This is a genomic window from Spirosoma spitsbergense DSM 19989 (genome assembly GCF_000374085.1).
Lineage (GTDB): Bacteria > Bacteroidota > Bacteroidia > Cytophagales > Spirosomataceae > Spirosoma > Spirosoma spitsbergense.
This window is the reverse complement of record NZ_KB893388.1, coordinates 66,481-91,447: the sequence shown is the minus strand read 5'-3', so window position 1 is coordinate 91,447 and position 24,967 is coordinate 66,481. Positions and strand designations below refer to the sequence as shown.

Annotated in this window: 23 protein-coding genes; 11 read left to right on the top strand and 12 right to left on the bottom strand. The window is 52.1% G+C overall.

Translation table 11 applies throughout. From position 1 onward, the window contains the following. Positions 1 to 15: 15 nt before the first annotated feature. Complete coding sequence (locus tag B157_RS0101320; RefSeq protein WP_020601571.1) at positions 16 to 1,674, top strand: LamG-like jellyroll fold domain-containing protein; 1,659 nt, start codon at positions 16 to 18, stop codon at positions 1,672 to 1,674. 1 nt (position 1,675) lies between these two features. Here the strand turns inward: B157_RS0101320 and B157_RS0101315 are convergent, their stop codons facing one another. Both B157_RS0101315 and B157_RS0101310 read right to left on the bottom strand, forming a co-directional pair. Continuing rightward, a complete protein-coding gene (locus tag B157_RS0101315; protein ID WP_020601570.1) occupies positions 1,676 to 2,482 on the bottom strand; it encodes a hypothetical protein in 807 nt (268 codons plus the stop codon). Further along, complete coding sequence (locus B157_RS0101310) at positions 2,479 to 3,066, bottom strand: RNA polymerase sigma factor (protein ID WP_020601569.1); 588 nt, start codon at positions 3,064 to 3,066, stop codon at positions 2,479 to 2,481. The genes B157_RS0101315 and B157_RS0101310 overlap by 4 nt, the downstream gene beginning before the upstream one ends. A gap of 244 nt (positions 3,067 to 3,310) precedes the next feature. Between B157_RS0101310 and B157_RS0101305 the strand changes: the two genes are divergently transcribed. The 6 genes from B157_RS0101305 to B157_RS0101280 all read left to right on the top strand — a co-directional run bounded on the left by B157_RS0101305 (position 3,311) and on the right by B157_RS0101280 (position 13,535). Next, complete coding sequence (locus B157_RS0101305) at positions 3,311 to 4,153, top strand: class I SAM-dependent methyltransferase (RefSeq protein ID WP_020601568.1); 843 nt, start codon at positions 3,311 to 3,313, stop codon at positions 4,151 to 4,153. 31 nt (positions 4,154 to 4,184) lie between these two features. Continuing rightward, positions 4,185 to 5,483, top strand: coding sequence for a sialidase family protein (locus B157_RS0101300; RefSeq protein WP_020601567.1), 1,299 nt, complete (start codon positions 4,185 to 4,187; stop codon positions 5,481 to 5,483). An 83-nt stretch (positions 5,484 to 5,566) separates the two neighbouring features. Continuing rightward, a complete protein-coding gene (locus B157_RS39535; protein ID WP_020601566.1) occupies positions 5,567 to 8,836 on the top strand; it encodes a T9SS type A sorting domain-containing protein in 3,270 nt (1,089 codons plus the stop codon). Between the two features lie 287 nt (positions 8,837 to 9,123). After that, positions 9,124 to 10,350, top strand: a complete 1,227-nt coding sequence (locus B157_RS0101290; RefSeq protein WP_020601565.1) for an ABC transporter permease — start codon at positions 9,124 to 9,126, stop codon at positions 10,348 to 10,350. Between the two features lie 140 nt (positions 10,351 to 10,490). Beyond that, the gene (locus B157_RS0101285; RefSeq protein ID WP_020601564.1) at positions 10,491 to 12,830 is read left to right on the top strand and encodes a S9 family peptidase; all 2,340 of its coding nucleotides are present in this window, start codon (positions 10,491 to 10,493) and stop codon (positions 12,828 to 12,830) included. 306 nt (positions 12,831 to 13,136) lie between these two features. Then, the gene (locus B157_RS0101280; protein ID WP_020601563.1) at positions 13,137 to 13,535 is read left to right on the top strand and encodes a hypothetical protein; all 399 of its coding nucleotides are present in this window, start codon (positions 13,137 to 13,139) and stop codon (positions 13,533 to 13,535) included. A 185-nt stretch (positions 13,536 to 13,720) separates the two neighbouring features. Here B157_RS0101280 and B157_RS0101275 read toward each other — a convergent pair whose 3' ends face one another. Further along, the gene (locus B157_RS0101275) at positions 13,721 to 13,993 is read right to left on the bottom strand and encodes a hypothetical protein (protein WP_020601562.1); all 273 of its coding nucleotides are present in this window, start codon (positions 13,991 to 13,993) and stop codon (positions 13,721 to 13,723) included. A gap of 142 nt (positions 13,994 to 14,135) precedes the next feature. Here B157_RS0101275 and B157_RS0101270 point away from each other — a divergent pair, with 142 nt between their 5' ends. From B157_RS0101270 to B157_RS0101260, 3 genes are all read left to right on the top strand, one after another. Then, positions 14,136 to 14,741: an RNA polymerase sigma factor gene (locus B157_RS0101270; protein ID WP_020601561.1), complete on the top strand. Its 606-nt coding sequence runs from the start codon at positions 14,136 to 14,138 to the stop codon at positions 14,739 to 14,741. Beyond that, positions 14,738 to 15,154, top strand: a complete 417-nt coding sequence (locus B157_RS0101265; RefSeq protein WP_020601560.1) for a hypothetical protein — start codon at positions 14,738 to 14,740, stop codon at positions 15,152 to 15,154. The genes B157_RS0101270 and B157_RS0101265 overlap by 4 nt, the downstream gene beginning before the upstream one ends. Before the next feature lie 93 nt (positions 15,155 to 15,247). Then, positions 15,248 to 15,937: a porin family protein gene (locus B157_RS0101260; protein ID WP_026308401.1), complete on the top strand. Its 690-nt coding sequence runs from the start codon at positions 15,248 to 15,250 to the stop codon at positions 15,935 to 15,937. A gap of 78 nt (positions 15,938 to 16,015) precedes the next feature. Here the strand turns inward: B157_RS0101260 and B157_RS0101255 are convergent, their stop codons facing one another. From B157_RS0101255 to allB, 6 genes are all read right to left on the bottom strand, one after another. Next, on the bottom strand, positions 16,016 to 17,446 hold the full coding sequence (locus B157_RS0101255; protein WP_020601558.1) for a DUF6986 family protein: 1,431 nt from the start codon (positions 17,444 to 17,446) through the stop codon (positions 16,016 to 16,018). A gap of 24 nt (positions 17,447 to 17,470) precedes the next feature. After that, a complete protein-coding gene (uraH, locus tag B157_RS0101250) occupies positions 17,471 to 17,806 on the bottom strand; it encodes a hydroxyisourate hydrolase (protein ID WP_020601557.1) in 336 nt (111 codons plus the stop codon). After that, positions 17,803 to 18,306, bottom strand: a complete 504-nt coding sequence (uraD, locus tag B157_RS0101245; RefSeq protein ID WP_020601556.1) for a 2-oxo-4-hydroxy-4-carboxy-5-ureidoimidazoline decarboxylase — start codon at positions 18,304 to 18,306, stop codon at positions 17,803 to 17,805. Before uraD ends, uraH begins: the two co-directional genes overlap by 4 nt. 216 nt (positions 18,307 to 18,522) lie before the next feature. Then, the gene (allE, locus tag B157_RS0101240; RefSeq protein ID WP_020601555.1) at positions 18,523 to 19,269 is read right to left on the bottom strand and encodes a (S)-ureidoglycine aminohydrolase; all 747 of its coding nucleotides are present in this window, start codon (positions 19,267 to 19,269) and stop codon (positions 18,523 to 18,525) included. Positions 19,270 to 19,278: 9 nt separating this feature from the next. Beyond that, positions 19,279 to 20,523 (bottom strand): allantoate amidohydrolase, encoded by a 1,245-nt coding sequence (locus B157_RS0101235; RefSeq protein WP_020601554.1) that lies wholly within the window; start codon positions 20,521 to 20,523, stop codon positions 19,279 to 19,281. Next, entirely contained in the window at positions 20,520 to 21,863 is a 1,344-nt protein-coding gene (allB, locus tag B157_RS0101230) for an allantoinase AllB (protein ID WP_020601553.1), read from the bottom strand. The genes B157_RS0101235 and allB overlap by 4 nt, the downstream gene beginning before the upstream one ends. 65 nt (positions 21,864 to 21,928) lie before the next feature. On the opposite strand from allB, the gene pucL reads away from it, so the two are divergent. Continuing rightward, the gene (gene pucL, locus B157_RS0101225; RefSeq protein ID WP_020601552.1) at positions 21,929 to 22,774 is read left to right on the top strand and encodes a factor-independent urate hydroxylase; all 846 of its coding nucleotides are present in this window, start codon (positions 21,929 to 21,931) and stop codon (positions 22,772 to 22,774) included. Between the two features lie 45 nt (positions 22,775 to 22,819). Here the strand turns inward: pucL and B157_RS0101220 are convergent, their stop codons facing one another. From B157_RS0101220 to ureG, 3 genes are read right to left on the bottom strand one after another with little or no spacing between them, the layout of a single operon-like run. Further along, entirely contained in the window at positions 22,820 to 23,521 is a 702-nt protein-coding gene (locus tag B157_RS0101220; RefSeq protein WP_020601551.1) for a sulfite exporter TauE/SafE family protein, read from the bottom strand. Then, entirely contained in the window at positions 23,511 to 24,323 is an 813-nt protein-coding gene (locus tag B157_RS0101215; RefSeq protein ID WP_020601550.1) for an urease accessory protein UreD, read from the bottom strand. The genes B157_RS0101220 and B157_RS0101215 overlap by 11 nt, the downstream gene beginning before the upstream one ends. Further along, positions 24,320 to 24,955 carry an urease accessory protein UreG gene (gene ureG, locus B157_RS0101210; RefSeq protein WP_020601549.1) on the bottom strand — a complete coding sequence of 212 codons (636 nt, stop codon included), beginning with the start codon at positions 24,953 to 24,955 and terminating at the stop codon, positions 24,320 to 24,322. Before ureG ends, B157_RS0101215 begins: the two co-directional genes overlap by 4 nt. Positions 24,956 to 24,967 lie beyond the last annotated feature (12 nt).

Below are 24,967 nucleotides of genomic sequence, written 5' to 3'. Positions count from 1 at the left end.
AATCTTTTCGCCCCCATGAATCATCTGCGAACCTGTTTACTCTATTTTATTTTAACCGGCACTGGCCTGACGCTACTGCTGAGTTGTGAGAACTGGGAACTCCCCGGCAAAAAATCAAAGCGGGCCTGTACGCAGCCTTCGGGAACAATCAGTATACAGACCCAGCAACGCAGAATCGACTGTGCCATTACCAACAGCAGCGGCACCATCGACCAGGTAGTGTGGGATTTCGGCAACAACAGTACAACCGTCACCACTGGCCTGACAGTTAGTTATACGTACCCGACCTCCGGTACGTACACCGTAAAAGCGACACTAACAAACACCTGTGATATTGGAACGACGCTTCAGCAAACGGTTAGTGCGACGGATGCAGTAGCGCCCACGGTAGCGTTGCAGCCCGTGAGTGATGTGACCCAAACCAGTGCCGTACTGCGGATGTCGGTTATCAGCACTGGAAATGCCACCCTTACCAGCTACGGCGTTTGCTACTCCTCAACGAATCCACAGCCAGAAGTGGGCAAAGACAAGGTGGCAAACCTGACCGGGACTGTGGCGCTCAACACGCCCGTTTCCTTCTCGCTAACGGGCCTTACAGAAAATACGCTGTACTACGTTCGGGCCTACGCTACCAACAATGCCTCAGGGCAGGCTGGTTACAGCAGTCCAACCCAATCGTTTACAACGGGGCAGTATCCTGCTATCGTTACCGGTGTGGCCAGTCCGGGCGTTTCAACCGCCACGGTTAACTTCCTGATTGATAAAACGGGCAATCCGGCTGCGGTGGAGTATGGAATCTGTTATTCATCGGTGAATAGTTTGCCGGACCTCATCAACGCAACAACTGCAAAGGTTGCTGGTCCACCCCTGAACGCCAATATACCCGTTAACCTGGCCAATCTGACGCCAAACAAGACCTATTACTACCGGGTTTACGCCCGTCTGGCTTCGGGAGAGGTCAGGTACGGCGATGTCATGACATTCATTACGCAGGTTGACACGCTCTCAACGGATTTGGTTGCCGCCGTGTCGTTTACCGACCAATCACTACTGGATGCCAGTGCCAACAACAACCATGTCAAACTGGTGGGCAGCCCTGCGTTCACGACGGATCATACGGGCAAAGCCAACTCGGCTATTTTGCTGAATGGCTCTACCGACTATTTCTACATGCCCGACAATACAATACTGAACCCCAGTGCCTTATCGGTCAGTATCTGGATCAAACCGACGTCGGTCATCCGAACCATGCAGATATACAACAAGTCGCGTTTCAGCGACGGTACAGCCGAGTTGTATAGCTCCCTGATTAGACCGAACACGGCCGACCCGGGTGGGATAATCATCAACACCGACATCAAACAAAACAGCAACTGCCAGCCGGGTGTTGGCTGGCAGACATTTACGTTTCCCGGCCGACCGGATTTGAGCAAGTGGCACCATGTTGTCATGACATACAGTGGTACGTCCGTTCGGATGTACTTTGACAATGCCCTGTTGTACGCCAAGGACGATTTACCAAAAAACACGCTCGATACCTGCCCCGGTGGTGACCTGAAATTCGGGGCTCAATCGCGCGATTTACCGAACTATTTCCTGGGGGCGCTGGACGACATTCGAATCTACAAGCGGGCACTAACGGCCAGTGAAGTACAGGCACTCTTCAACCAATAGGTTAGTCAATTTTTTGTAGTACCTGACGCGCTAGGGCGTTGAATGGATTGGCTTTGTCGGTACTGATTTGTTTCAGCACGGGCAAAGCCTTATTTTTTTGCCCGTTTTTGACGTAAGCCAATGCCATAAACCAGGTAGCTTTTTGCCGGAGCGCGAGTGCAGGAGCTATCCGTGCACTGTTCAACAACGGCAGTGCTTCGGCGGGTTGCCGGTTGGCCAGATAGGTTAATCCCAGAAAGTAGTTTTTGTAGTAAATCGTCTGCTTATCAGCCGGCAGTGTTTTTAGCTGATCAATCACCCGGTCGTATTTCCCGGCTTTATAGTTTTTGAATGCGTCGAGCAGCCGGGGGCGGTCAGCCAACGGGAACGCAGCCGTTGGAAAACCTTTCATCACCTGGTCGGTTGGCGCGGGACCAAAACTATCGGCATAGGCAACCGCATCGCGCCGTGCCAGTTGCTGCTGGAAAGCATAATACCCTACACCAAGCAACAACACAATCGACGCGGCCGCAACCCAATACTGCCAGGTGTTCAGCAACCGAACGAGTGGCCGTATTATTGGCGATTCCCTGCTAGATAAAGCCGCTTGCGATGAGGACGTGGCCTGATAATGCGCTTTCGCCCTGACTAGTGCCTGCTCGATGCCCAGGGCCCGCAGCCCCAGCCGGAGGGTACGCTGCCGCTCTACCTCGGCGCTGAGTTCGGCATCGGCTTGTATGTCGCCTTCAAACGAAGCCCGGTCGCTGGCCGATAATTCGTTGGCCAGGTACGCTTCGATGATGTCATACTGTTCTTCCGACAAGTTCATAAGTCCCGCTGAATTGAGGTTTGCTGGTAAAACGCTTTTAGTTTTTCGGCGCAGTCGTACCGTTTCGATTTTACGGAGGTTTCTTTCATTCCAAGCCGCTGGGCAATATCCCGTAATGACAGTTCCTCGACGTAAAACCACTCGATTAGCTGTCTGCAATCGCCCTTGAGTTGCTGTAGTGACTGCCTCACGGCATTTACTACGTCCAGCCGTTCCAGGTCAGTGGCAACATCCGTTGAATCGATGGTATCGAATCCATCAGGCATGGCAACTTTCGTTCTGAAACGGGCCGACTTCAACTCAGTCAGCCACACCCGTTTACAATACTCGAATACGACCGTGGTGACGCGGGTCTCCTCCTGAAACTGGTATTTGCCGGTTTCGATGTTGAGCAGAAAACTAAGCAGCCCTTTCTGAAAGGCATCTTCGGCATCCATCTCTGAGCCGCTGTTTGCCAACATCCAGTGCCGAAAGGCAGGGAACGATTCAGCATACAAAAACTGATACGCCCGCTCTTCCCGATGGCTGAGGGCAACATACAAGTCCCGGTCGGTTGGGTAAATGGGTAGTTGTCGGGTTGCCATAAGACTATTGTGTAGCCACGAAGATAATTCTCAACTCCGTAACCCCTTTTTTTCTACCGTCGCTAATTGATAGGCACAGCCTCGAAAAGGTGAGTCAGAAAAAATATTTTTTTTCTGACTCACCTTTTTATCCCTTGCCCGATACATAACCAAAACCGGGTTGGTGAACCGTTTCGGAGCAGTTCGTTCGTCCTCATCCCCGGTCAAAGCAGTCTTTCCGCTCCCTATCCAAACGAACAAAAGTATGACAGCCATTCAACCGTCCAACCTCATTCGCCGTAAAGTTACCCCCGATGATTACCACTTCTACCACACTATCGACTTACCCGGCTTAGGCGAAATGCCGGGTGAGATCGACTTGCGGAATGCCCCTGACGAGTACCTGGGAAACATTATTGTGACCAACAAACGGGTGCTGGATATGGGGACAGCCAACGGATTTCTTACCTTCTATATGGAAAAGAAAGGAGCGTCGCTGGTCAGTTATGATTTCTCGCCCAATGATGACCTGGCTATCGTTCCCCACCCTGGCAAGGCAGCGAATGACCTGATCTCCGAACGAAGGAATCGAATTCGTAAAATCAACAATGCCTACCGGTTGAGCCACAGGCTGTTGAACTCACGGGCCGAGTTAGTTCGAGGAACCCTATTCGCTATTCCGGATCTGGTTAAACCGGTAGACATCACCACCTTTGGCAGTATCCTGCAACACGTCAGTAATCCGCTTTTAGCCCTTCAACAGGCTGCACGCATCACCCGGGAAACGATTGTCATTACTGCTATGCTGAACAATACCCGTCCACCAATCATCGATCGTCTGTTTGGGCGGCTGGCTACTTCCACAATGCGTAAGATTCGCCACCGGTTTACGGGGCCACCCGTGGCTTCGGAATCGCTGGCGGCTGTAGATCCGTTCGAAGAAACAGGGGGGCAGCTCACCCCCGAACGGCTTGACGACTTCCTGTACGCGCTTGGCTTTGGCGACGTTCGAATCAATTACCATCGGCAGCATGTTGCCCGGCACGATAAGCCCCTCCTCATGTACACGCTGGTCGCTAACCGCACGGAATCCATGCAGTCTGTTTAACCCATCCCCTTCTATTCTCCCCCATAAACCCATGGATGTTTCATCACGCTATTTTTCTTTGCTCAAAAAGCCCAGCCTTCAATGGCCAGTTTACCTGTGGCATTTCCTGGAAGCTATCCGCCGGGTTGGCAAGCAGCGGGAGCTGATCTCTTTCGCCCTGTGGGAAGTCATCCACCGACTTCACCTGTATCAATTCCACGACCAATACTTAAAGTTCACGGATGCTCCGTACCACATTCTTACCGACAAAAGCGACTGGCCGGACCAGCAGATTGTACCGGGTTTATCGATCCAGCCCGTTGCCGTTGACTGGAAATACTGCATCGAGACGCCCACTGGCCTGTTGTGGGGTTGCTGTTTTTCTGACCCCAACGCGCTCTACCGCAGCGATGATCAGAGTCAGTCCGTCGTTCTGGTACATAGGTTCAAAAGGCCAGTCACGTCGTTTTTCACCGATCGCCAGAACACCCTCTTCATTTGCTCCGACGGGGCTATCCACCGGAGTGATGACCAGGGGCAGTCGTTTGATGTAGTGTTACAGCTCTCGACCCCGATAAGCTATTTCCTGTTCAACAACGGCATGACCGAGTTGCCGGACGGCACGCTGCTGATTGGGGAATACGGTTCGATATGGCATGGCCGCGCGTGGCAAAATCTGGCTTATCTCTATTACTCCACCGATGCAGGAATCACCTGGCACACCGCTGATTTTCTGTTACGGCAGGGAGTAAACAAGCACATTCATCTGGTGCGGTACAGTACCCTGCTTAATGCCCTGTTTCTGACGGATGGCGACAACAAAAAACAAGCGTGGATCAATAGCGCACTAAACCATTTCGACAACCAATCTACCGAGCCAAACAGCGGTTGGCGGTTGCTCAACCAATATCACCACCAAACGGGGGGCTACATGTCAATGGCTGAAACGGACGAAGCGGTTCTATTTGGCAGTGACTATCTGGGCGGGACGAATTTCATGGTTCGCACCGAAGCAGGTCGCCAGTTTGAGCGGTATGTTTTACCCGACCCTTACCGGCGCAGTCCCATTATGAACATGGTGAGCCGACAAACGGCAACGGGCACCGAAATCTGGGCCATATCCTATAGCTGCCTATCGGCCAACGACAAGAGCCTGCTGATGTACACCAGGGATTCGGGTAAAACCTGGCTGCGTGTTCTCGAATTTGATGGCACCAGAAATGAAGTACGGCTGGTCAATTCTTCCCGTCACCCGTCGGATAGCCTGTACATTTCCGTAACAACCTTCGACAGTCAGTTCCAGCAACATCGGCACAAGGTTTACCGGCTTGATTGTGCTGGTTCTCTTTAGAGTGGCTACCCCGGGTAGCTTACCTGTTCAATAAACCCAACATTTCCCCTGATTCAGTCAATCCAATAAATCAACCCAATTTTATGAAAACGATGTACTATTTACCCATTCGTCTTTACGGACTCCTGCTCCTGATGGGAGCATTGACGCTGGCCTTCATAACGAATACACGGGCGCAGTCCCCTATTCCACCCGTTAACTGGCAGCGCATCCTTGACCAGAATGCAGCACCTGATCCCACAGTCTCCCTGGTCCGGTCTGCTGATGGAGGATGCACCATCGTGTCTACTGCTTCAACTTCATCTATCACAAAACTTAGCGCAGAAGGTACGGTTGAGTGGACTACCCCGCTCTACTCTAACTCAGTGAATGGTTATTACTTACAGGCAATGTCAGATGGCGGTTTTCTGGTTTTAGAAAGTTTGGGCGGTGATCCAATGCTGCTGGAACGTATAGGGCCAACGGGTACTGTAATTTATAGAAAATATCTCGACTTGCAGGGTTTACCCACAAGCCGTAGTTATACATATGGCGCGAGTGGGTTGATTGCAACGCCTGACGGAGGATTTCTGGTTTCGGGGATTCAATCCATTGCCAGTATGCTAAACCCGGATAACTTCTCGAATATTTTACTACTAAAGCTCGATAAAGATGGCAATACAACCTGGGTAAAAAGATACCTTGGTGATGGTAGTACCAGTTTGACTGGTCTGCCGGGAGTAAGCGTAGCCAGTGAAGGAGGTTATCTGGTTCACAGTACGACGACTGCCAAAAGCATTACGGGTAGTACGGATAAAAATTTCAGCGTAATCTACAATTTCAGGGTCGATGAGCAGGGTACCATCGTATGGCAGCGCATCGGAAGCCCTTCCGCTACATTCTTCGACTTTGCCTCCACGGCAGATGGCTATGTCGCTACGGGTACGTACACCGGTTTATCAGGGTTAACCGTGCTGAAACTAAACCGTAACCTCGATGTCATTAAGGCAACCCGACTGGCGGATACGTATCCAGAAAACGCTTCTTATCGAACATCCATCAAACCCACGCCCGATGGGGGCTGTATTGTAGTGGATAGCTATGCCGGAAATGGGCGGGATTATAGGATTACCAAATTCAATTCAGAACTGAATATCGACTGGCAGGAAAAAGGCGGGGGACGTGGCGACGATTATGCCCGGAAAGTTATAGTAAACCCGGACGGAACTTACTTTATTTCCGGTACAACTAATTCACCCGACTTCCCTGGCAGGACGGACAACAGCACCAACACTGTTATCTGGGTTCGTAAGCAGGCGGCCAGAGCGAATACGCAGGCACTTACTCTCATCGCACCCACGTATAACTGCACTACCGGGGCCATTACGTTCAACACCACCGGGGGCGATGGCTCGACCATTACCTACTTCGCCCCCGGCATTACCGGACCAACTACCAACCCCAATCAGTTTGTGGATGCGGGCCTTCGGCAGGCCGCCGATGCTCAGCCCCTTACCCTCTCCGCCACCCAGAGTGGGGTAACGGTGACGTATAGATTCGATTTGAGGGCCACCTGCCCAATCGGGACCAATCCCCCCGTACAACCCAATAATGACCGGGCAATCCTGGTAGAGCTGTACAACGCCACCAACGGGCCGGGATGGACCAACAAAACGAATTGGTTGCAGGGCGATAGCCCCTGCAACTGGTTTGGCGTAACCTGTGATGGTAATAACCGGGTGACTGGACTCAGCTTAGGTAGTAATAAATTAGCCGGTACGCTTCCTGCCAGTTTAGGGAATTTACCCGGACTTCAAGTTTTTGACATGCCCAATAATCAACTTAGCGGACCAATTCCCGTCACGTTAGGCAATTTAGCCAGAGTAAACTATTTCGATCTATCCAGGAATCAGTTGAGTGGCTCGATTCCCGCCAATTTAGGTAATTTACTAAACGCCATTACGCTCTATCTATATGACAACCAGTTGAGCGGATCTATCCCGGCCAGCTTAGGCAATTTACCGAATATACAATTCTTACTTCTGTACAACAACCAGCTAACGAGCTCGATACCAGCTAGTTTCGGCAACTTAACGCGCCTTCAAAACCTGCGTATTGATAAGAATCAATTAAGCGATTGTTTTCCAGTGGAATTGGCCAACTTATGTGGAAAAGGAGCCTATATCGATATGTCCTCTAATCCTGGTTTACCGGGTGGTGGTGACTTTGCCAGTTTCTGTAGCAACCGATCCGGGGCCTGTGTAACTCCGCCGACAACGGGTAATCTGGCACTCACGGCTCCCACTTATAACTGCGCTACAGGGGCCATTACGTTCAACACTACCGGGGGCGATGGCTCGACCATTACCTACCAGGCACCGGGTATAATCCGTTCGTCGCTCACCAGCAACACCGGCACTATTGAGCAGGGATTACGCAATGACCCGAAGCCTATCACCATTCAGGCTACTCAAAGCGGCAAAACGACCAGCTATTCATTTGACTTTGGCGCGTTTTGTAAGAAAGATGACATTCGGTTGTTTGGTGTTGACACAACCTTTTTCGTCAGTACGTATTTTGATTATAAAGTTGGTGAGGTAACGACTGATCAATCAAATCCGATTGAGCGCTGGTCGAAAACCGTAACTAACTTACCACCGGGCATTTATTATAACTTTCGATTGCTGGACGACCTAAATACGTATGGTTTATACATATTTGGATCAAAGGACAACAGGATAGGAAGTTTTCCCATAACGATAACCGTTGTTAATCCTTTGTATCCCAATCTGCCAGTTTCCCGCAATCTTACCCTCACCTTTAAGTCCAGGAATCCAACAACGGGCCTGACCCTCATTGAACCTACCTACAACTGTGCTACGGGTGCCTTTAGATTCAACACGGTCGGGGGCAATGGTACTGCCATTGAGTACACAGCTGCAGGCATTACCGGCTGGACCACCAACCCCAACCAGTTTGTCGATAAGGACTCCCGTACGGCTACTGATGTGCAGCCCTTCACGCTCATGGCCCGCCAGAGTGGCAACGTCGTCACCTACACCTGGGATCTCAAACAGGCTTGCGGCCGGGCACGCGTAGCCGCCGAAGAAGCGGGCACCACCCTGTCGCTTCAGCTACTGGGAAACCCCGTCCACGAAACCGTTCAGGTGCTCATAAAAGGGGCCGAAGGACAACCAGTGCAACTGCGGTTGACGGATGTGCGGGGTCGGTTGCTGGAGAGCCGGGTCATTGAGCAGGCGAGTGCCCAGGAAGTGCAGCAGTTTAAACTGGACCCATCAACCGGGCCGGGTATGCTGTTTTTGCAGGCTACCAAGCAACAGCAGACACATACGGTGAAGATTATCTGTCAGTAGTTCAGTACTGGTATACACAAAAAACGACCGTCTTCGGGTTTTCCCAAAGACGGTCGTTTTTTGTGTGGGTAGTCGTTCCTATCGCTGTCCTACTGTTAGAATTACCGTATTTTCTATCGTTCCAACCACAAAGGAATAGGCAGAAAAGACGTTGTACAGTAGAATCTAAGCATCATTCGTAGAATAAGCACTGCGATAAAGCCTTACTTTTACGAATTGAAATTTTGTTTATCGCTTGATGGTAGCCGACGCCACTGCAAACGACAAACCACAAACACCAAACTACGTTGAACGTTCCTGTTTTTCTGGCCCGAAAGGTCCGCCACGCGCCTGAGGGCAGTTTTTCGGCCACCGTTACCCGCATCGGCATCGCCAGCATTGCCCTCGGTCTGGGCGTGCTGATTGTTGCCTTTGCCGTATTGTATGGCTTTAAAAACACCATTCAGCAAAAGATATTCCTGTTCGGTGCGCATTTGCAGGTGAGCAAGTTCACCAACAACATGTCGTACGAAGACACCGCCCTGCCCCTGAATACCACCCTGTACCGCGATAGCACCCGTATTCCCGGCGTACGGCACATTCAGGCGGTGGCCCAGAAAGCGGGTATCCTGAAAACGAAAGAGGAACTGACCGGCGTGGTGCTGAAAGGCGTTGGAAAGGACTACGACTGGAATCTGTTTCGGGGCTCGCTGGTGGCCGGCACCGTGCCGGTGGTGGGGGCCGATACGGGAAACGGCTCCACCCAACTGTTGCTCAGTCAGTACATGGCCAATCAGTTACAGGTGAAAGTGGGGGAAAGTATCCCGCTGTATTTTCTGGGCAATACACCCCGCGCCCGGAAGATGACGGTGGTCGGTATTTACGAAACGGGGCTGGAAGAAGTGGATAAAACCGTAGCCCTGGGCGATATCCGGCTGATTCAGCGACTCAATAAATGGGGTCCCGATTCGGTGGGGAGCTACGAGATATTCGTCAATGACTTCGCGCAGGTAGAGCAAACAGCCGCCCGTGTGTTCGATGTGCTGGCGCCCGATATGCGGCTCACCCGCGTCACGGACCAGTACCGCCCGCTCTTCGATTGGATGGTCCTTCTGGACCGGAACATGGTTATCCTGCTCAGCCTGATTACGTTCGTTGCTTCGTTCAATATGGTATCCGTGCTGATCGTACTGATGATGGAACGCACTCCCATGATTGGGTTGCTGAAAGCACTGGGTGGTCCTAATTCACTGATTCGGAGCATGTTCGTTTTCGTGGGACTGAACATGGTGACCTGGGGTTTATTGATTGGCAATGTGGTTGGGCTGGGGATCTGCTTCCTCCAGGACCGGTTCAGGCTGATTCCCCTCGACCCTAAAAACTACTTCATGAGTTACGTGCCCATCGTCTGGGACTGGCCTACCATTCTGGCCCTGAACGGAGCCACCGTGTTGTTGATTGCGCTGGTACTCTGGATACCCACCATCGTTGTCAACCGGATTCAGCCCGTAAAGGCCCTTGCCTTCAAGAAGTAATGGATGAAGGAAATCAGGGCCAATAATGCCCCGGCATTCGCTGATTTGGCAGCTTGTGGTTCAGCCATCCGGTTCATATTTCGTTATTTTTACGGTTTCTTACCAATACAGCAAGTCATTGCCCCTAACGTACATCAACTATGCTAAAAATTGTATTGACGGCTTTGCCCGTTGCCCTGCTGGTGTCGGCCTACGCACAGCCGCAACCGGTGCTGACGGCTAAAGATTACGAACAGGCCCAGCGGTTCCTCGGCCCCAATGCCGAACAACTCATCGACAACGGACCCGTTCGCCCAAACTGGTTGCCCGACAACCGTTTCTGGTACCGGAATATGACAGCCAGCGGTAGTGAGTTTATGCTGGTCAACCCCGCCAAAGGAACGAAGACGGCGGCTTTCGACTCCCAAAAACTGGCCGCTTCGCTGTCGAAAGCGACGGGTAAAACCTACGAAGCGACGCGCCTGCCCTTCCAGCGAATCAGTTTTGCGCCCGATAATCAATCCATCGTTTTTCAGGCCGGGGGCAAATCCTGGCGGTATACCCCGCAAAACGACCAACTCACCGCCGACACCACCAACCCGCCCATAACCAGCTCCGACGAGCAGCGGCCGGGCCGGGGTGAAAGTGGTAATGAAGTGCTCTCGCCTGATAAGAAACGAGCGGCCTACATCAAAGACCATAATTTGTGGGTACGGGATGTGAAAACCGGCGCAGAAACCCAGCTAACCACCGACGGCATCAAGGATTTTGGATACGCTACCGATAATGCGGGCTGGAAATCGAGCGACCGGGCGATTCTGGCCTGGTCGCCGGATTCCAAAAAGATTGCCACCTTCAAGCAGGACCAGCGGCAGGTGAGCGATATGTATCTTGTGACAACCAATGTGGGAAAGCCCACGCTGAAACAGTGGAAATACCCCTTCCCCGGCGATCCCGTTATTCCTACCATTCAGCGGGTCATCATTGAGGTCGATAACCCGAAGGTAATTACATTGCAAATCCCCCCCGACCCGCACCGCGCTACGCTGAGCGATGATATTTCCAGCAGCGGCACATTTGATGATGTACACTGGACCGAAGATGGGTCTCAACTGGCATTTGTGTCTACTTCCCGCGACCATAAACAGGAGAAAGTACGTATTGCCGATGCCAGAACGGGGGCGGTGCGGGAAGTCTTTGAGGAGATCGTACCCACCCAGTACGAATCGGGCTGGGGGGCCATCAACTGGCGGTATCTGCCCAAAACCAATGAGTTTATCTGGTTCTCGGAACGCGACAACTGGGGCCATCTGTATCTATATGATGCCGCCACCGGCAAGGTGAAAAACCAGATTACTAAGGGCGACTTTGTGGTTACCCGGCTGCTGAAAGTAGACGAAGCCAGGCGGATGCTCTTCTTCATGGCCGTTGGGCGTCAACCGGAGAACCCCTATTTCGCCCAGCTTTGCCAGATTGGATTTGACGGAAAGAACTTCGCAGTGCTCACGCCCGAAGCCGGAAACCACCAGGTGAGCCTTTCACCCGACGGTGCCTATTTTGTAGACACCTATTCAACGCCAACTGTCCCGCCCGTGAGTGTATTGAGAAACATAGCGGGCAAGCTCATACTAACGCTGGAGAAAGCCGATATTTCACGACTGACGGCTACTGGCTGGCATGCGCCAACGCCCGTTAAGCTAAAAGCGCACGATGGAGAAACGGACATTTATGGACTGCTGTACACGCCTACCAACCTCGACCCTACCAAAAAATACCCCGTTATTGACTACATCTATCCGGGTCCGCAGGGCGGCAGCGTGGGTAGCTGGGGCTTTTCGGCGGCCCGGAAAGATAACCAGTCGCTGGCCGAACTGGGGTTTATTGTGGTCGAAATCGAAGGAGCCAGTAACCCGCTGCGTTCCAAAAAATTTCACGACATGAGCTACGGCAACATGTCGGAGAACACGCTGCCGGATCAGGTGTCGGGCATCCGGCAACTGGCGCAGCAGTATGCCTACATGGATACGAGCCGGGTGGGCATCTGGGGACATTCCGGGGGCGGATTCGCTACGGCAACGGCCATGTTCAGGTACCCCGATTTCTTTAAGGTCGGCATTTCCGAATCGGGTAATCACGACAATCGCAACTACGAGGACGACTGGGGCGAGCGGTACGACGGCCTGACCGCGAACTCCGACTACGAAGCCCATGCCAATCAGAATTACGCCAAAAACCTGAAAGGAAAACTGATGCTGGCCCACGGTATGATGGATAATAACGTACCGCCATCCAATACGCTGCTGGTGATTGAGGCTCTGGAGAAAGCCAATAAGGATTACGACCTGGTCATTTTCCCGAATGCAGCCCACGGCTTTGGCAGCTATACGCCGTACATGACCCGCCGACGCTGGGATTATTTCGTTAAAAACCTGATGGGGGCCCAGCCACCCCACGAATTCCAGATCGTGATGAAGCCCGATCCGAGGAATGTGATGCGGTAAAAAGACGGCTTCGTCCATCAATCGCTTGTTTTTTCTCACTGACGATTGCAAAAAAAGAGGTTACCGTTTCGGGTAACCTCTTTTTTTGACCCCCTGTACCCGATGAGTCCAGCCCCGCCACCGGCTCCTCTTCCAGTACGTGCGAAAACAAAAAAAAACGTTCATTACCGAACACCACTTGTCCGATTCCGTACAAATAACCAAACCCTAAACCTAATCAAAATACTGACTATCAATTAATTGATAATTATGGCACACAGTTTGGCATAGAGAGGGAGAACAGTAAACAACATAAACTATAAAGCCATGATTCATTTCCTCAGCCAGGCCAGCCTGTTGGCCAGCAGCAAAAGTTTAGTAAGCGGACTTCTTTTTAGTGTCAGCGCACTGCTTGCCAATCCGGAAGCTCCCAAAAAGCCCGCATCGTTCGATGCCAGTGTGTACGTAAACAACCAGGGTAAAATCAGATTAGCCGTAGAGAAAGTTGCTCCCACCCTGGTGTATGTGCAACTGCTCGATGAAAAGAAACACGTGCTATTCAGCCACTGTGTTGCCAGAAAGGAAATCAAAACGGCCATGCTTTTCGATGTAAGTGGCATACAGGATGGCCTGTACACACTGGAAATCAAATCGGATGAAGGGAGTATTATCAGGCAGGTGAGCCTGACGACCGAAACCCAAAAGCGGACAATAAACTTCAGCTAACACAGAAGATTAAGGTAAGAAAAGATAAATCCGGAAATCCCGTTCGCGCTGCGAACGGTTTTTTTTTGCCCCGCGAAGCCGGTAGCCGGGCACTGCTCTTTATTTATACCTGCATTCCCTCCCCTGTACTTCCTGCCCCATTCTAAAGGCTAATCCACGAAAAGAAGGATCGAGAAGGTGGAGCATCAAACGGTGTCGACTTTGGTGACTCCACCCCGGCGTAGTGAATCAGGCCGGAGTCGGCGACCTTTCCTGTTTGCGGGCTTGGTGGTGTCCATAGCTGCTTCTTTTCTACGCCGTTCCTGCTGGCTTAGCTTCTTCTGCGCCGGATCTATCTGCCTGGTATTCTTCGGTGTGGAGGTTGGCGGTTTTGTTGCTGGCGACGGGTTACTCTGGCCCGATGCACTTACCAGCAAACCGATACTGAGCATACTACCAATAAACAGGATTCGTTTCATACCGTTGTTGCGTTAGTACCCACAGATAACAAGCGTTGATGATGTTCGGTTATATTTCGGAGGAATGTTGAGTAAATAACCCGGCATCTTATGGAATGAAGCTACATTTTGCATCCATTACGTATACTGAGCGGCTCCCTGTATGTTTTTGACACTGTTTCGCAAATCCAGACCTACCCCACCCCGTAGCAATGCCGCCGATTATGTGGCTGCCTATCGCGCTACGGGCGATCTGGCTATTCTGGGTGAGTTGTATGAACAGCACATGGAATTGATCTATGCCGTTTGCTACAACTACCTGCGCGATGAGGAGGAGGCAAAAGATGCCGTTATGAATCTGTTTGAGCAGTTGATAACCGACTTGCGCAAACACGACGTGCAGCAGTTTGGTCCCTGGCTGCATAGTGTGGCCCGTAACTATTGCCTGATGCAACTGCGAAAAAATCAGGCCCATCCCAAATCACAACTGGTAACCAATGCCAGTGGGGAGTTGGCAGACGGCTCAGTGTCGTCATTCTTATTCGATGAAACCGACCCGCTGGACCAGGAGGCAGATCTGACGCTTATGGAAACCTGCCTGAAAACACTGCCTGCCGAGCAGCAAACCTGCCTTACGCTATTTTATCTGGAGCGAAAAACGTACACGGAAATAGCCGACCTGTCGGGGTTCGGGTTGAAACAGGTAAAAAGTTTTTTGCAAAATGGCCGCCGAAATATGAAAATTTGCATGCGTAAAGAAAGTTTATGAATAACCAACTGACGTTCGATGAATTGCAGGCTTACCAGGCAGGCAGGCTGAAAGGTCCGGCCCGGCACCGGGTTGAGCGATTGCTGCTGGAAGACCCTTTTTATGCCGATGCGCTGGCGGGTCTGGAAGCAATGCAACATACCGCCACTGGTCTGGCAACCGGCCCTATGAGCGAGCAAATGGCGGATCTACGCGATGCCCTGCACCAGCGCATCCACGAATCGGCTACGCAAAAACGGCTTTGGCCCCTCTGGATTGCCACCACGACAGCCGCCATTCTATTTATGCTGGCAGTGGCCGTTTACTTTATCTATTTCGCTCCCCAAAAACCCGCCAAAGTACCGCCGGTTGCCCCCCAAAAAACAACGTTCATGTATCCTGCACGTTCTGGAGACTACCCGCTGCTTTCCTGATAAACCCTTCTTTTTTATCGCTTCGCCACAATTTCTTTATAACATTTGCGGAACATCGGGCGTTAACCCGGCATATCAACTATTAATTCATCTATGTTTCGCGCAACTCTAGTACGCTCCACCATCTTTTCATTTATCCTCATTTCCTCCTGCTTATCAACCGTTTACGCCCAACAACGCTTTAGTGCAGGCCCTCGTGTCGGCTTGAATTTGTCTAATTACTGGGGTAATGCGGATAATATGAATTTTACCCCCGGCCTATCGGCTGGCGCCTTCTTAATGTATAGCTCCCTGAACCATTTTGGCATCTCAGCCGATGTACTGTACTCACAGCGAGGTACGAGTTATAACGATGGTCGACTGAAGTTTATCCAGCGCGTCAATTACCTCGAAATTCCCGTGCTGGCCCGCTATTTCCTGACCTTATCCGGCAATTTCAGACCCAACATTTTTATCGGACCGTCGCTGGGTATAAAAATGAACGCCAAGCGAATCAAAGGCGATTATCTTCAGGGAACAGGCCCCGTTATCAATGGCGATAACACGAATGATTTTAGTGATCTGGACCTGGGTGCCGCCGGAGGGTTTCAACTCAACTGGGGCACCGGCAGCCGGCAGCACTTTCTGATCGATGCCCGCTATACACTGGGTCTGAATAATGTACAGAATAACCTCCCCAACCTGTGGGGTGCTCGTAATTCCCTGCAAAATTCAACCTTTACGCTGGCTCTGGGCTACAGTTTTGGCGTTGGCCGGGAACACCCCAGCCGCTACAAACGGTAGCTAACCTTACCCTGCTCCGGCAGGCGGTGAGGAACAGAACTATCACCAAACCGGTTGGCGCCTGTGCGCCAGCCGGTTTTATTTTGCGCGTCGGCCTTCCAGAATCCGGTAAAACGAACGGCTGCGAATTTCATCCAGCGTCAGGCCGGTGGTCAGTGCTTCTTCTTCCGAGATGGCTCCGCAGTTCATGGCTTTCAGGAAGAAGTTTAACAGACCCTGTCCGGTGGCGGCATCGTCGAAAATATCGTTTGTGAGTGTGGAAATAGCGGCCCGTTCTACAAATGTTTTCAGGCGAAAAACCGCGTCTTCGTAACTGCTCAGGAAAAACGCATAGGTGGCGGCATACCGCATCGGCAACTGGGCCGGGTTAAGGTCCCAACCCTGATAAAAGCCATTGATGAGCGAGTGGGTAGTGTGATTAAACCCAAGCCGCCAGGCATGATGGACCGACGCCCGGTTTTCGGCCAGTTGCTCAAACGTCAGGTTATCGCCCCGGTGCGGACCAATGGGAATGACATTCGTTGCCCCGTCCGACAGAAAGATGCCGGTACCGCCCAGCGCTACTTTGGTCATGTGATGGGCAAAATCACAAACCGGATGCCCCATCGTCTGGTATTTGGCTGTAATGCCGCAGGAAGCCGTATAGTCGTAGGTGCCGAAATGGGCGGCAATGCAGCGGCCTTCGCTGGCCCTGATGATGCGCATGAGCGGGTTACGTCCTTCCTCGTCCATCACAATCTGCGTGGCCTCCACCATCGTTTCCATTCGTAGCGTGCCGGGGGCCAGGTTATTGCCTTTTTCGAGCAGTTCAAACAGCCGGACAATCGTAACAACCTGTTCGGGAATAGTAACCTTGGGCAGCATCACCACGAAGTTATCGGGCAAAACACCCCCCGTTTTGTCGAGCAGCGTCGATAGAAACAGATCCAGCGTACGAACGCCCCGAAATTTCAGATCTTCGGTAAAGGGCTTGATGCGGATGCCGATAAAGGGCGACAGGGTTTTGTTTTTCATGCCCTCGGCCACTTCCAGCGCAGCCCGAACAGCGGTGGCATCCTCTTCATCGTCGGGCCGGTTACCAAAGCCATCTTCAAAATCAATCCGAAAATCCTCAACGGCTTCGGTCTGGAGTTTTTGCCTGATTTTAGTGTAAACTGAATAGGCCAGCCAGGCCGGTTCATTTCGTCGCTCTGTATCGGGCAGGGAATCCAGCCGATTTGTGAGGTCGGCAATTTCCTGTAGACCGGGTGGCAGGTGTTCATAGCCGGGTAGTTGCAGTACATTGGCCAGCACCCCGAAATTAGGCGCGTAGGTCTGGAGGTTATTTAACGCAATTTCGCCCATGCGAATGCAGGTATCCGACTTGAACAGATTCGCTCCGCCGTACACGGTGTGTACCGGTTGCCGGTTGGGTTTGTCGCCGGGATAAGTTGCCTGAAAAGCCAGGTTGGCCGTTTTCAGGGTATCCAGTAACTGGGTTTTATCGCTTTCCTGAATTGTAAATTTCATGGTTGCTGGTTTAGTGTCAATACATCATGACCCGCGATAGGTCGAATAGCCGAAGGGATTCAGGAGCAGGGGAACATGATAATGTTCGCCGGTCGTTAGCTGAAACACAATTTCGACAAAGGGGTAAAACGCCGGAATATCAAGGCCGGAGAAGTACGCGCCCGTCTCAAATCGCAGCTTATAAATACCCGATGGAAGGACGGTTTCTGTCGGTAACAGATCACTAATCCGACCATCGGCATTGGTGATACCACGCGCCATCTCGGTCCATTCGCGCTGTTGCCGGGACAAAATAACACCTATGCCCACGGCCGGTTTCCCCCGTGATGTGTCGAGAATATGGGTTGTTACGGGGCTCATACCAATAGTTTTTCCAGTCGTATTAGAGTTATTTTTCCCTGCTCCTGCATGGCAATCCGAATTTCGGCTTCGGGTAAATGGGACAGACGAGCGTTCAGGCTATCCAGCATGTCACCCGCCGATTTTCCGGTGGCACAGATGATAAAGATATACCCAAATTTTTCTTCGTACAGCCGGTTTCCCTCGGCCAGGTCTTCCAGTACCTGCTGCGATGCCGATGAAACACCTGCCTGTTCACCCGCTGCCCAGACCTTCGTATTGGCAAATCTGGCCCGCAGGTAGTCAATATCCCCAATTTTAGGATGATGCGTGAAAGCTTCCCGCCAATCTGATTCAGAACAGCCCTCCCAAACGGTTTCGGCCTTCCCGAACAATTGTTCGACGGTCTCAAACGGGAATAGGCTGGCCATCCTGTCTACCCAAACCGACGAACCGCAACAGGTGGTGAGGGCGGTTTTCTGTTGGAGAACCGGCAACTGATTTAGTTCGGTTAGTGTCATGAGTAAGTAAACGGATGACAAATAAAATCATTGGCTTTACCACCCCAACCCCTCCTAAAACAGGAGGGGCTACTAAATGACGTACCCTTTTTTCACTCCCCTCCTGTTTTAGGAGGGGTCGGGGGTGGTAAGGACAGTGGTCCTTTGTAAATACTGCAACTGCTAAAATCTTATGTACCTTATCCATGCGGGAACGCCCGCAGGGTTCTTCACTCATTAAACAGTAGTTGGAAAGCGGTTGACGTTTTTGTAATAAATATAAACCGCAGGCTCTTTCCCCATGGCCGTGAACCACTGCTGGCAATAGGGAGCCATCCAGATCGAATCCCCTTTTTTGATGGGGTACCAATCCTTATCGAGCATGTACACCCCCTGCCCCTGCAAATAAATGAGGCCGTGCTCCATGATGTGCGTTTCAACCAGCGGCAGGTGTCCACCCGGATCGTAGGTGAAAATATTGACAGCCATATCGAAACTCAGTTCATCAGGTAATAGTACCTGTAGCCGCAGGGCCGGGTCGCCTAGGTACATCGGCCCGGCTACATTAGCCGCATCCCCGAATAGTACTAACGGTACCGGAAAGCCCTCCAGCTTCTCATAGACTTTATGGAACGTAAGCAGTTGCGTACCGGCATCTGGCTGGTCAATCAAATAGTCGTTGCCAATGGGAATATACACAAACTGGCCTACTGTCAGCGTCTGTTTTTCCCCGCTTACCGTGGCTGTACACTGACCACTGATGACGTAGAAAAACAGTTGCGATGCTTGGGTTACGCCAGTGAGTTTGCCGGTTTCGGTCATGGTAATGAGGGTTTGACAGAGGTTTGCCCCCATCTGCTCATTGATTAGGACGTTTACGGTGCAGTTTTTCCAGCCAGGTACACGGCTATTGATGTAGCCGTCGGGGCTGATAACGGCGTGATTGCGTTTAACGACGGATCGGGTAAGGGCAGAAATTTCCATGTGGTTTTGTTAGTAATATTGCTCAGGGAGTGAATCAAGAAATGTATCGGCAACCCGGAGCGTAGCGGCTATATCGGCCAACTCAACGTTTTCCAGCGGGTTATGGCTAATGCCTTTAAAACAACGGACAAACAGCATGGCAATGGGCGAAACGGGCGAAATAGGCACGCCATCATGCCCGGCCCCACTCACCAGTGGAATTACTTCATAGCCGCTTTCCCGTATTGATTTAGCCAGCAAATCGGTCAGAGCCGTATCGCACAGGACGGGGGCGGTTTCCTGAATCAGGTTCCAGTTCACGTTGATCAGCCGGTTAGCACCAATGCTGGTCGCCAGTTCGTGCAGGGCCAGGTAAGCGGTTTCCAGTAGATCAGTATCGTTACTCCGCACATCCAGACTACAGCTTACCTCACCCGGAATGACGTTACTGGCGGCATTCACTACGGTCAGTTTCCCCACCGTAGCCACCAGATTGTTTTTATGCACGAGGGCAAATTGCTCTACGGCCAGCACAAACTCAGCGGCTGCGCACAAGGCATCCTGGCGCATGTCCATCGGTACCGTTCCGGCATGCCCAGCCATACCGGCAAAGGCAATTTCTACCCGTTTCTGCCCGGCAATGGCCGTTACGACCGCAACGGGTACGTGACGTTCGTACAATACCGGCCCCTGCTCGATATGAATTTCAAAATAGCCCAGCCACTCGTCGGGTGCCAGCGCATCGGACAGTAGTTGCGTAGGATCAGTACCTATCGTTTGCAGTACTTCGGCCAGGGTAATGCCTAGTGCGTCTTTTTTAGCGAGCAGGGCGTTATCAAATGAACCCGCCACCACTTTACTGCCCAGATACGTGGTATGGAATCGGACGCCCTCTTCGTCGCTGAACGCAATGAGTTCAATATGAAACGGCAGCGTTCTACCAGACTGGATCAGGCGCGTAACGAGGTCCAGCCCCATCATCACGCCCATCGGCCCATCGAACTTCCCGGCGTTGACAACCGTGTCGATATGCGAGGCAATCACGAACGTTTTAGCCCCCTCGTTCGAACTCACGAACCGGCCTCTGACATTCCCAATGGCATCGACCCGTGTTGGCAAACCGGCCTGTTCCATCCAATCCTGTACCCTTTGCCTTCCCGCTAAAAAAGCATCGGTACCGAATGTCCGGGTTATACCCGTCGCGTCCTCACTGATGGCGGCCAGATCGTTGATTTTCGCAAGAATATCTCCGGCGCGTTGTACGTAATCAGTCATTCCCGTTCCTTTAACATTCGCTTGCCAGCATTCAGTTGCGTGATCGATCCGTGGCTAAAAACGGGTACACCACCCAGATACGTTTGTTCGATAACCCCGTATAATTCCTCGTTCAGGTACGGCGTCATTTTATGTTTGTGGTACAACTGATCGGCCAAAACGGTAAAGGATTTCTCCGGATTCCAGACGACTAAATCGGCATCGTATCCGGTTTCAATCGTTCCCTTTCTGGTCGATACCCCTGCTAATTGAGCCGGTTTTTCACTCAGCCATCCGGCAATTTCAGCTACACCAAATCCGCGTTGCCGGGCGGCTGTCCATAGCACGGGCAGGGATAGTTGCAACGAAGCAATCCCACCCCAGGCAGTCATAAAATTACCGCTTTTCATTTGTTTAAGATCGGGCGGGGCCGGTGAATGATCGGTCGCCACAAAATCAATGATACCCTCGCGCAAAGCCGCCCATAACCGATCGTTATTTTCTTTCTCCCGAATGGGGGGCGCACATTTGAATTGGGTCTGCCCATCGGGGATGGTTTCGGCGTTGAAAAACAGGTAATGCTGCCCCGTCTCGACCGTCAGTGGCAGGCCCCTTCGCTTTGCATCGGCGATGGGTTCGATGGAACTAGCCGAGGATAGATGCACGATATGCGTCCGGCAGTTATATTCCTCACACAGTCGTAGTATCAACGCAATGGCGTTATCCTCCCACACTCCGGGCCGCGACGACAGGTAGTTGGCGTAAGACCGGACGTCGCCCGTAGCCAGTTTTTCATTCGTTGATAGTTCGCAGTGGACCAGCAAGGGCAGGCCATGTCGGGCAATAATCGGCATGGCTTTGCGCAAATCAGCTTCCATTACATTCGGAAACTCATCGATGCCGGAGTGCGTCAGGAAGGCTTTAAAGCCCAGTACACCTTTGGCAATCAGTTTCTCAATCTCGCTGGTATTGCCCGGAATCAGGCCACCCCAGAAACCACAGTTGGTGTGTAACTTTCCTTCCGTAGCCGCCAGTTTCTGGTCGAAGGCGTCGGCGGTGGTCGTTACGGGTGATGCGTTCAACGGCATATCGATCAGCGTGGTAACGCCACCGGCAATAGCCGCTTTGGTAGCCGTATCGAAACCTTCCCAGTCGGTGCGGCCGGGTTCGTTAATGTGCACGTGCGGGTCGATAATGCCGGGCATCAGTACGCTATCCTGAATCTCGATAACGTCAGCGTCAAACCCGGCTGGCAGTTCCGACAGTACATCGGCAATCCGACCGTCTTTTACCAGAACAACGGCCTGCCGGATACCGGTTGGTGTTAAAACCTTATTTCCCCGGAGGGCAAAATCAATCATGCGACTAAATAGAAAATAATTTTCTATACTAGGAGTCAATACTAGCCAAAACAGCGCACACAACCATGAAACTTACGTTGAAAACGAATGCTTACGGCAAGAATGCCGTCAACCTGTCCAAAATTACTCGGTATCTCGACTATCATGAGTTCCGGCAGATTTCGGTCAATGTAACGCTGGAAGGAGATTTTGACACGGCCCACACCCTGGGCGACAATGCGAATATCTTACCCACCGATACCCAGAAAAATACGGTATATGCCCTGGCGAAGGCCCATTTTACGGGGTCGATCGAGGAATTCGGGCTGTATCTGGCCAATTATTTTATCACGAATAATCCGCCCGTATCGCAGGCGACCATTCATATCGTTGAACACCCTTGGACGCGGATGACCTTCGACGGTGAGCCGCATCACCATGCCTACACGGGTGGTGGTGCTGAGAAGCACACGACGACTATTGTGCAGACAGCAGCCGGTATCACCGTTACATCGGGGATCAAAGACCTGCTGATTCTAAAAACAACCGACTCCGGTTTCGAGGGCTACATCAAGGATAAATATACTACCCTGAAAGAAACGTCCGACCGTATTCTGGCTACGCAGTGCGAAGCGAACTGGACGTATAGCAACACAGACCATGACTTTACGGCGTTGTTTACCCGTATCCGCGAGACCCTGCTGAAAACCTTTGCCCATCATAAGAGCCTATCGGTTCAGCAAACGTTACTGGCAATGGGGTCGGCAGTACTGGAAGCGAATGACGTGGTTGGCGAGATTAGCCTGATTATGCCCAACAAGCACCATATCCCTTTCAATCTGGAGCAATTCGGCATGGAGAACAACAACGAAATCTTCATCGCCACCGACGAACCGTATGGTTACATTACGGGGACAGTGGTACGGGAGTGATGAATGATTTTGACTTGAAGAGAATCATTCATCCTCCCCTTCAATTTACCAGGCCAGAAACACCATACCTGCTCCGCAGATAAAGATGGTTACACCCGCCATCACGTGCATATAGCGTTCGAGTTTTTCGGTTTTCAGGAGCGACACGCCATAGTAACCGAGCAGCACCATACCGACCATGGCGGTTAGGGTACACAGGGTATAAACGCTGACCAGCAACACCATACCGCGCCAGGATTGCTGAGCCGCCGGCACATACAGCAATGGGATCATGGGTTCGCAGGGGCCCAGTACAAAAATAACGAATAGCACCCAGGGCGTCACTTTGTGCCGGTTTTCGGAGGTAACGATCTGTCCGTGGTTGTGCTCAAATACGTACAAATTACCGCCGGGCTGCTGGTCGAAGTGTTTGTGCGGGCGGTTTTGGTAAGCACGAATTAGGCCCCAGATGCCGTAAATAAACCCAAAAATCAGCAGGGCCCAGCCCGCCATGCCACCCCGCACCGATTCGAACCAGCCCACTCTGGCGAACGACCAGCCCAGAGCCGCGCCCCCCAGACCTAACAATACCGAACTCCAGACGTGGCCGCATCCGCAAACCATCGTCCAGCCGATGGTGCGGGCCAGTGACCAGTGCCGGGCTTTCCCCAGCGCAATGAACGGCAGGTAGTGATCGGGGCCGGTAGCCGTATGCAACAGGGCAACCGTAATGGCGGTCCAGACCAGTAGCAGCAAATCAGATGACATAAGCTACGGATTCGGGTTGGCTCTTCGTCGTTTGGGGCAAGTGCCGGGCAACCGTTTTCAGGCACGTATGAAGCTGCTCCCCCTGCTGGCCGAGTAATCGGATGAGTAGTCCGGGGGCGGGCGTGGCTGAAATACCAAACAGAATACCAGTCTGTTGCGACAGATACCCCGTTATCGCTTCCCGAATGGCAGGCACCAGCCCCTGTTCGTTCAGATACAGCAGACTCGCCTGATGGGTGAATCCTTCCATCTGCCCAATTGATTTCAGATTCATCGTGGCTGGTTCGATCAGCAGGTTTTCCCTGATGCACAGGCGTTGGTTGATGAAAACCTGGGTAATAGCGTGGTAGTTGGAAAACTGAAAAACCTCGCCGTTCAGTTTACGACCACAAGTGAGCACTTCACCCCAGATAAGGCTGCACCCATCCGCCATGTGAATGGTGTTGACAGTTGAAAAACTGGATTGGGCATGAGGTACGACGGGATGTGGCAGGAAACAGAAAGCCGATCCGGCAGCCATCTGAACCCGCATCTGCTGCGTTGCACTCTGTTTCATAGTAAACAGGCGCTGGTAGGATTGTGTCTGTAGTTCCAGCGAACATCCCTCGGCCAGATCGACCTGCAATTGATACTCATCCCCGTCCAGCACGCCGGGCGACGAACTCATGAGCATCAACGTTAGCTGATTCGCCCGTTTATCTTCGGTGATATCCGCTACGTTGAAGGGTGGCGTAACGTAGGTTTTTTTCAGATACGTCCGGGTATCACGCCGGGCAGTCTGGATATGCAGCTCGGCTTTCATCGCCACAGCCGGGGTTCCTCAACCGCTTCTAGCAGGGCGTACCGGCGTATCCAGTCGAGCACACTATCCAGCCCTTCCAGGCTCATCAGGTTGGTAAACACGAACGGGTTGCCGTTGCGCATTTTACGGGCGTCGCGCTCCATAATGCCCAGATCGGCATTGACGTAGGGAGCGAGGTCGATTTTATTGATGATCAGCAGATCGGAACGGGTAATGCCGGGACCGCCTTTGCGGGGAATTTTGTCGCCTTCGGCCACGTCGATCACGAAGATAGTCACATCGGCCAGATCGGGACTAAAGGTGGCCGAGAGGTTGTCACCCCCGCTTTCGATGAAGATAATCTCAATATCCGGGAAACGTTGGGCCATTTCTTCGACGGCTTCCAGATTCATGCTGGCATCTTCACGGATGGCGGTATGCGGACAACCGCCCGTTTCAACGCCGATGATCCGTTCGGCCGGGAGCAGACTGTTCTGGGTCAGGAATTCGGCGTCCTCTTTAGTATAAATATCATTGGTGATCACGCCAATGCTGTACTGCTGGCTCATCCGGCGGGATAGCCGCTCGATCAGGGCTGTTTTCCCCGACCCCACCGGCCCGGCTACACCAATTTTCACGTATGTTCTCGTCATTCGCTTATTATA

What these genes read in the sequence shown, in the direction of transcription:
- B157_RS0101320 (WP_020601571.1), top strand. Translation starts at nt 16, where the DNA reads ATGAATCATCTGCGAACCTGTTTACTCTATTTTATTTTAACCGGCACT.
- B157_RS0101315 (WP_020601570.1), bottom strand. Translation starts at nt 2,482, where the DNA reads ATGAACTTGTCGGAAGAACAGTATGACATCATCGAAGCGTACCTGGCC.
- B157_RS0101310 (WP_020601569.1), bottom strand. Translation starts at nt 3,066, where the DNA reads ATGGCAACCCGACAACTACCCATTTACCCAACCGACCGGGACTTGTAT.
- B157_RS0101305 (WP_020601568.1), top strand. Translation starts at nt 3,311, where the DNA reads ATGACAGCCATTCAACCGTCCAACCTCATTCGCCGTAAAGTTACCCCC.
- B157_RS0101300 (WP_020601567.1), top strand. Translation starts at nt 4,185, where the DNA reads ATGGATGTTTCATCACGCTATTTTTCTTTGCTCAAAAAGCCCAGCCTT.
- B157_RS39535 (WP_020601566.1), top strand. Translation starts at nt 5,567, where the DNA reads ATGAAAACGATGTACTATTTACCCATTCGTCTTTACGGACTCCTGCTC.
- B157_RS0101285 (WP_020601564.1), top strand. Translation starts at nt 10,491, where the DNA reads ATGCTAAAAATTGTATTGACGGCTTTGCCCGTTGCCCTGCTGGTGTCG.
- B157_RS0101280 (WP_020601563.1), top strand. Translation starts at nt 13,137, where the DNA reads ATGATTCATTTCCTCAGCCAGGCCAGCCTGTTGGCCAGCAGCAAAAGT.
- B157_RS0101275 (WP_020601562.1), bottom strand. Translation starts at nt 13,993, where the DNA reads ATGAAACGAATCCTGTTTATTGGTAGTATGCTCAGTATCGGTTTGCTG.
- B157_RS0101270 (WP_020601561.1), top strand. Translation starts at nt 14,136, where the DNA reads ATGTTTTTGACACTGTTTCGCAAATCCAGACCTACCCCACCCCGTAGC.
- B157_RS0101265 (WP_020601560.1), top strand. Translation starts at nt 14,738, where the DNA reads ATGAATAACCAACTGACGTTCGATGAATTGCAGGCTTACCAGGCAGGC.
- B157_RS0101260 (WP_026308401.1), top strand. Translation starts at nt 15,248, where the DNA reads ATGTTTCGCGCAACTCTAGTACGCTCCACCATCTTTTCATTTATCCTC.
- B157_RS0101255 (WP_020601558.1), bottom strand. Translation starts at nt 17,446, where the DNA reads ATGAAATTTACAATTCAGGAAAGCGATAAAACCCAGTTACTGGATACC.
- uraH (WP_020601557.1), bottom strand. Translation starts at nt 17,806, where the DNA reads ATGAGCCCCGTAACAACCCATATTCTCGACACATCACGGGGGAAACCG.
- uraD (WP_020601556.1), bottom strand. Translation starts at nt 18,306, where the DNA reads ATGACACTAACCGAACTAAATCAGTTGCCGGTTCTCCAACAGAAAACC.
- allE (WP_020601555.1), bottom strand. Translation starts at nt 19,269, where the DNA reads ATGGAAATTTCTGCCCTTACCCGATCCGTCGTTAAACGCAATCACGCC.
- B157_RS0101235 (WP_020601554.1), bottom strand. Translation starts at nt 20,523, where the DNA reads ATGACTGATTACGTACAACGCGCCGGAGATATTCTTGCGAAAATCAAC.
- allB (WP_020601553.1), bottom strand. Translation starts at nt 21,863, where the DNA reads ATGATTGATTTTGCCCTCCGGGGAAATAAGGTTTTAACACCAACCGGT.
- pucL (WP_020601552.1), top strand. Translation starts at nt 21,929, where the DNA reads ATGAAACTTACGTTGAAAACGAATGCTTACGGCAAGAATGCCGTCAAC.
- B157_RS0101220 (WP_020601551.1), bottom strand. Translation starts at nt 23,521, where the DNA reads ATGTCATCTGATTTGCTGCTACTGGTCTGGACCGCCATTACGGTTGCC.
- B157_RS0101215 (WP_020601550.1), bottom strand. Translation starts at nt 24,323, where the DNA reads ATGAAAGCCGAGCTGCATATCCAGACTGCCCGGCGTGATACCCGGACG.
- ureG (WP_020601549.1), bottom strand. Translation starts at nt 24,955, where the DNA reads ATGACGAGAACATACGTGAAAATTGGTGTAGCCGGGCCGGTGGGGTCG.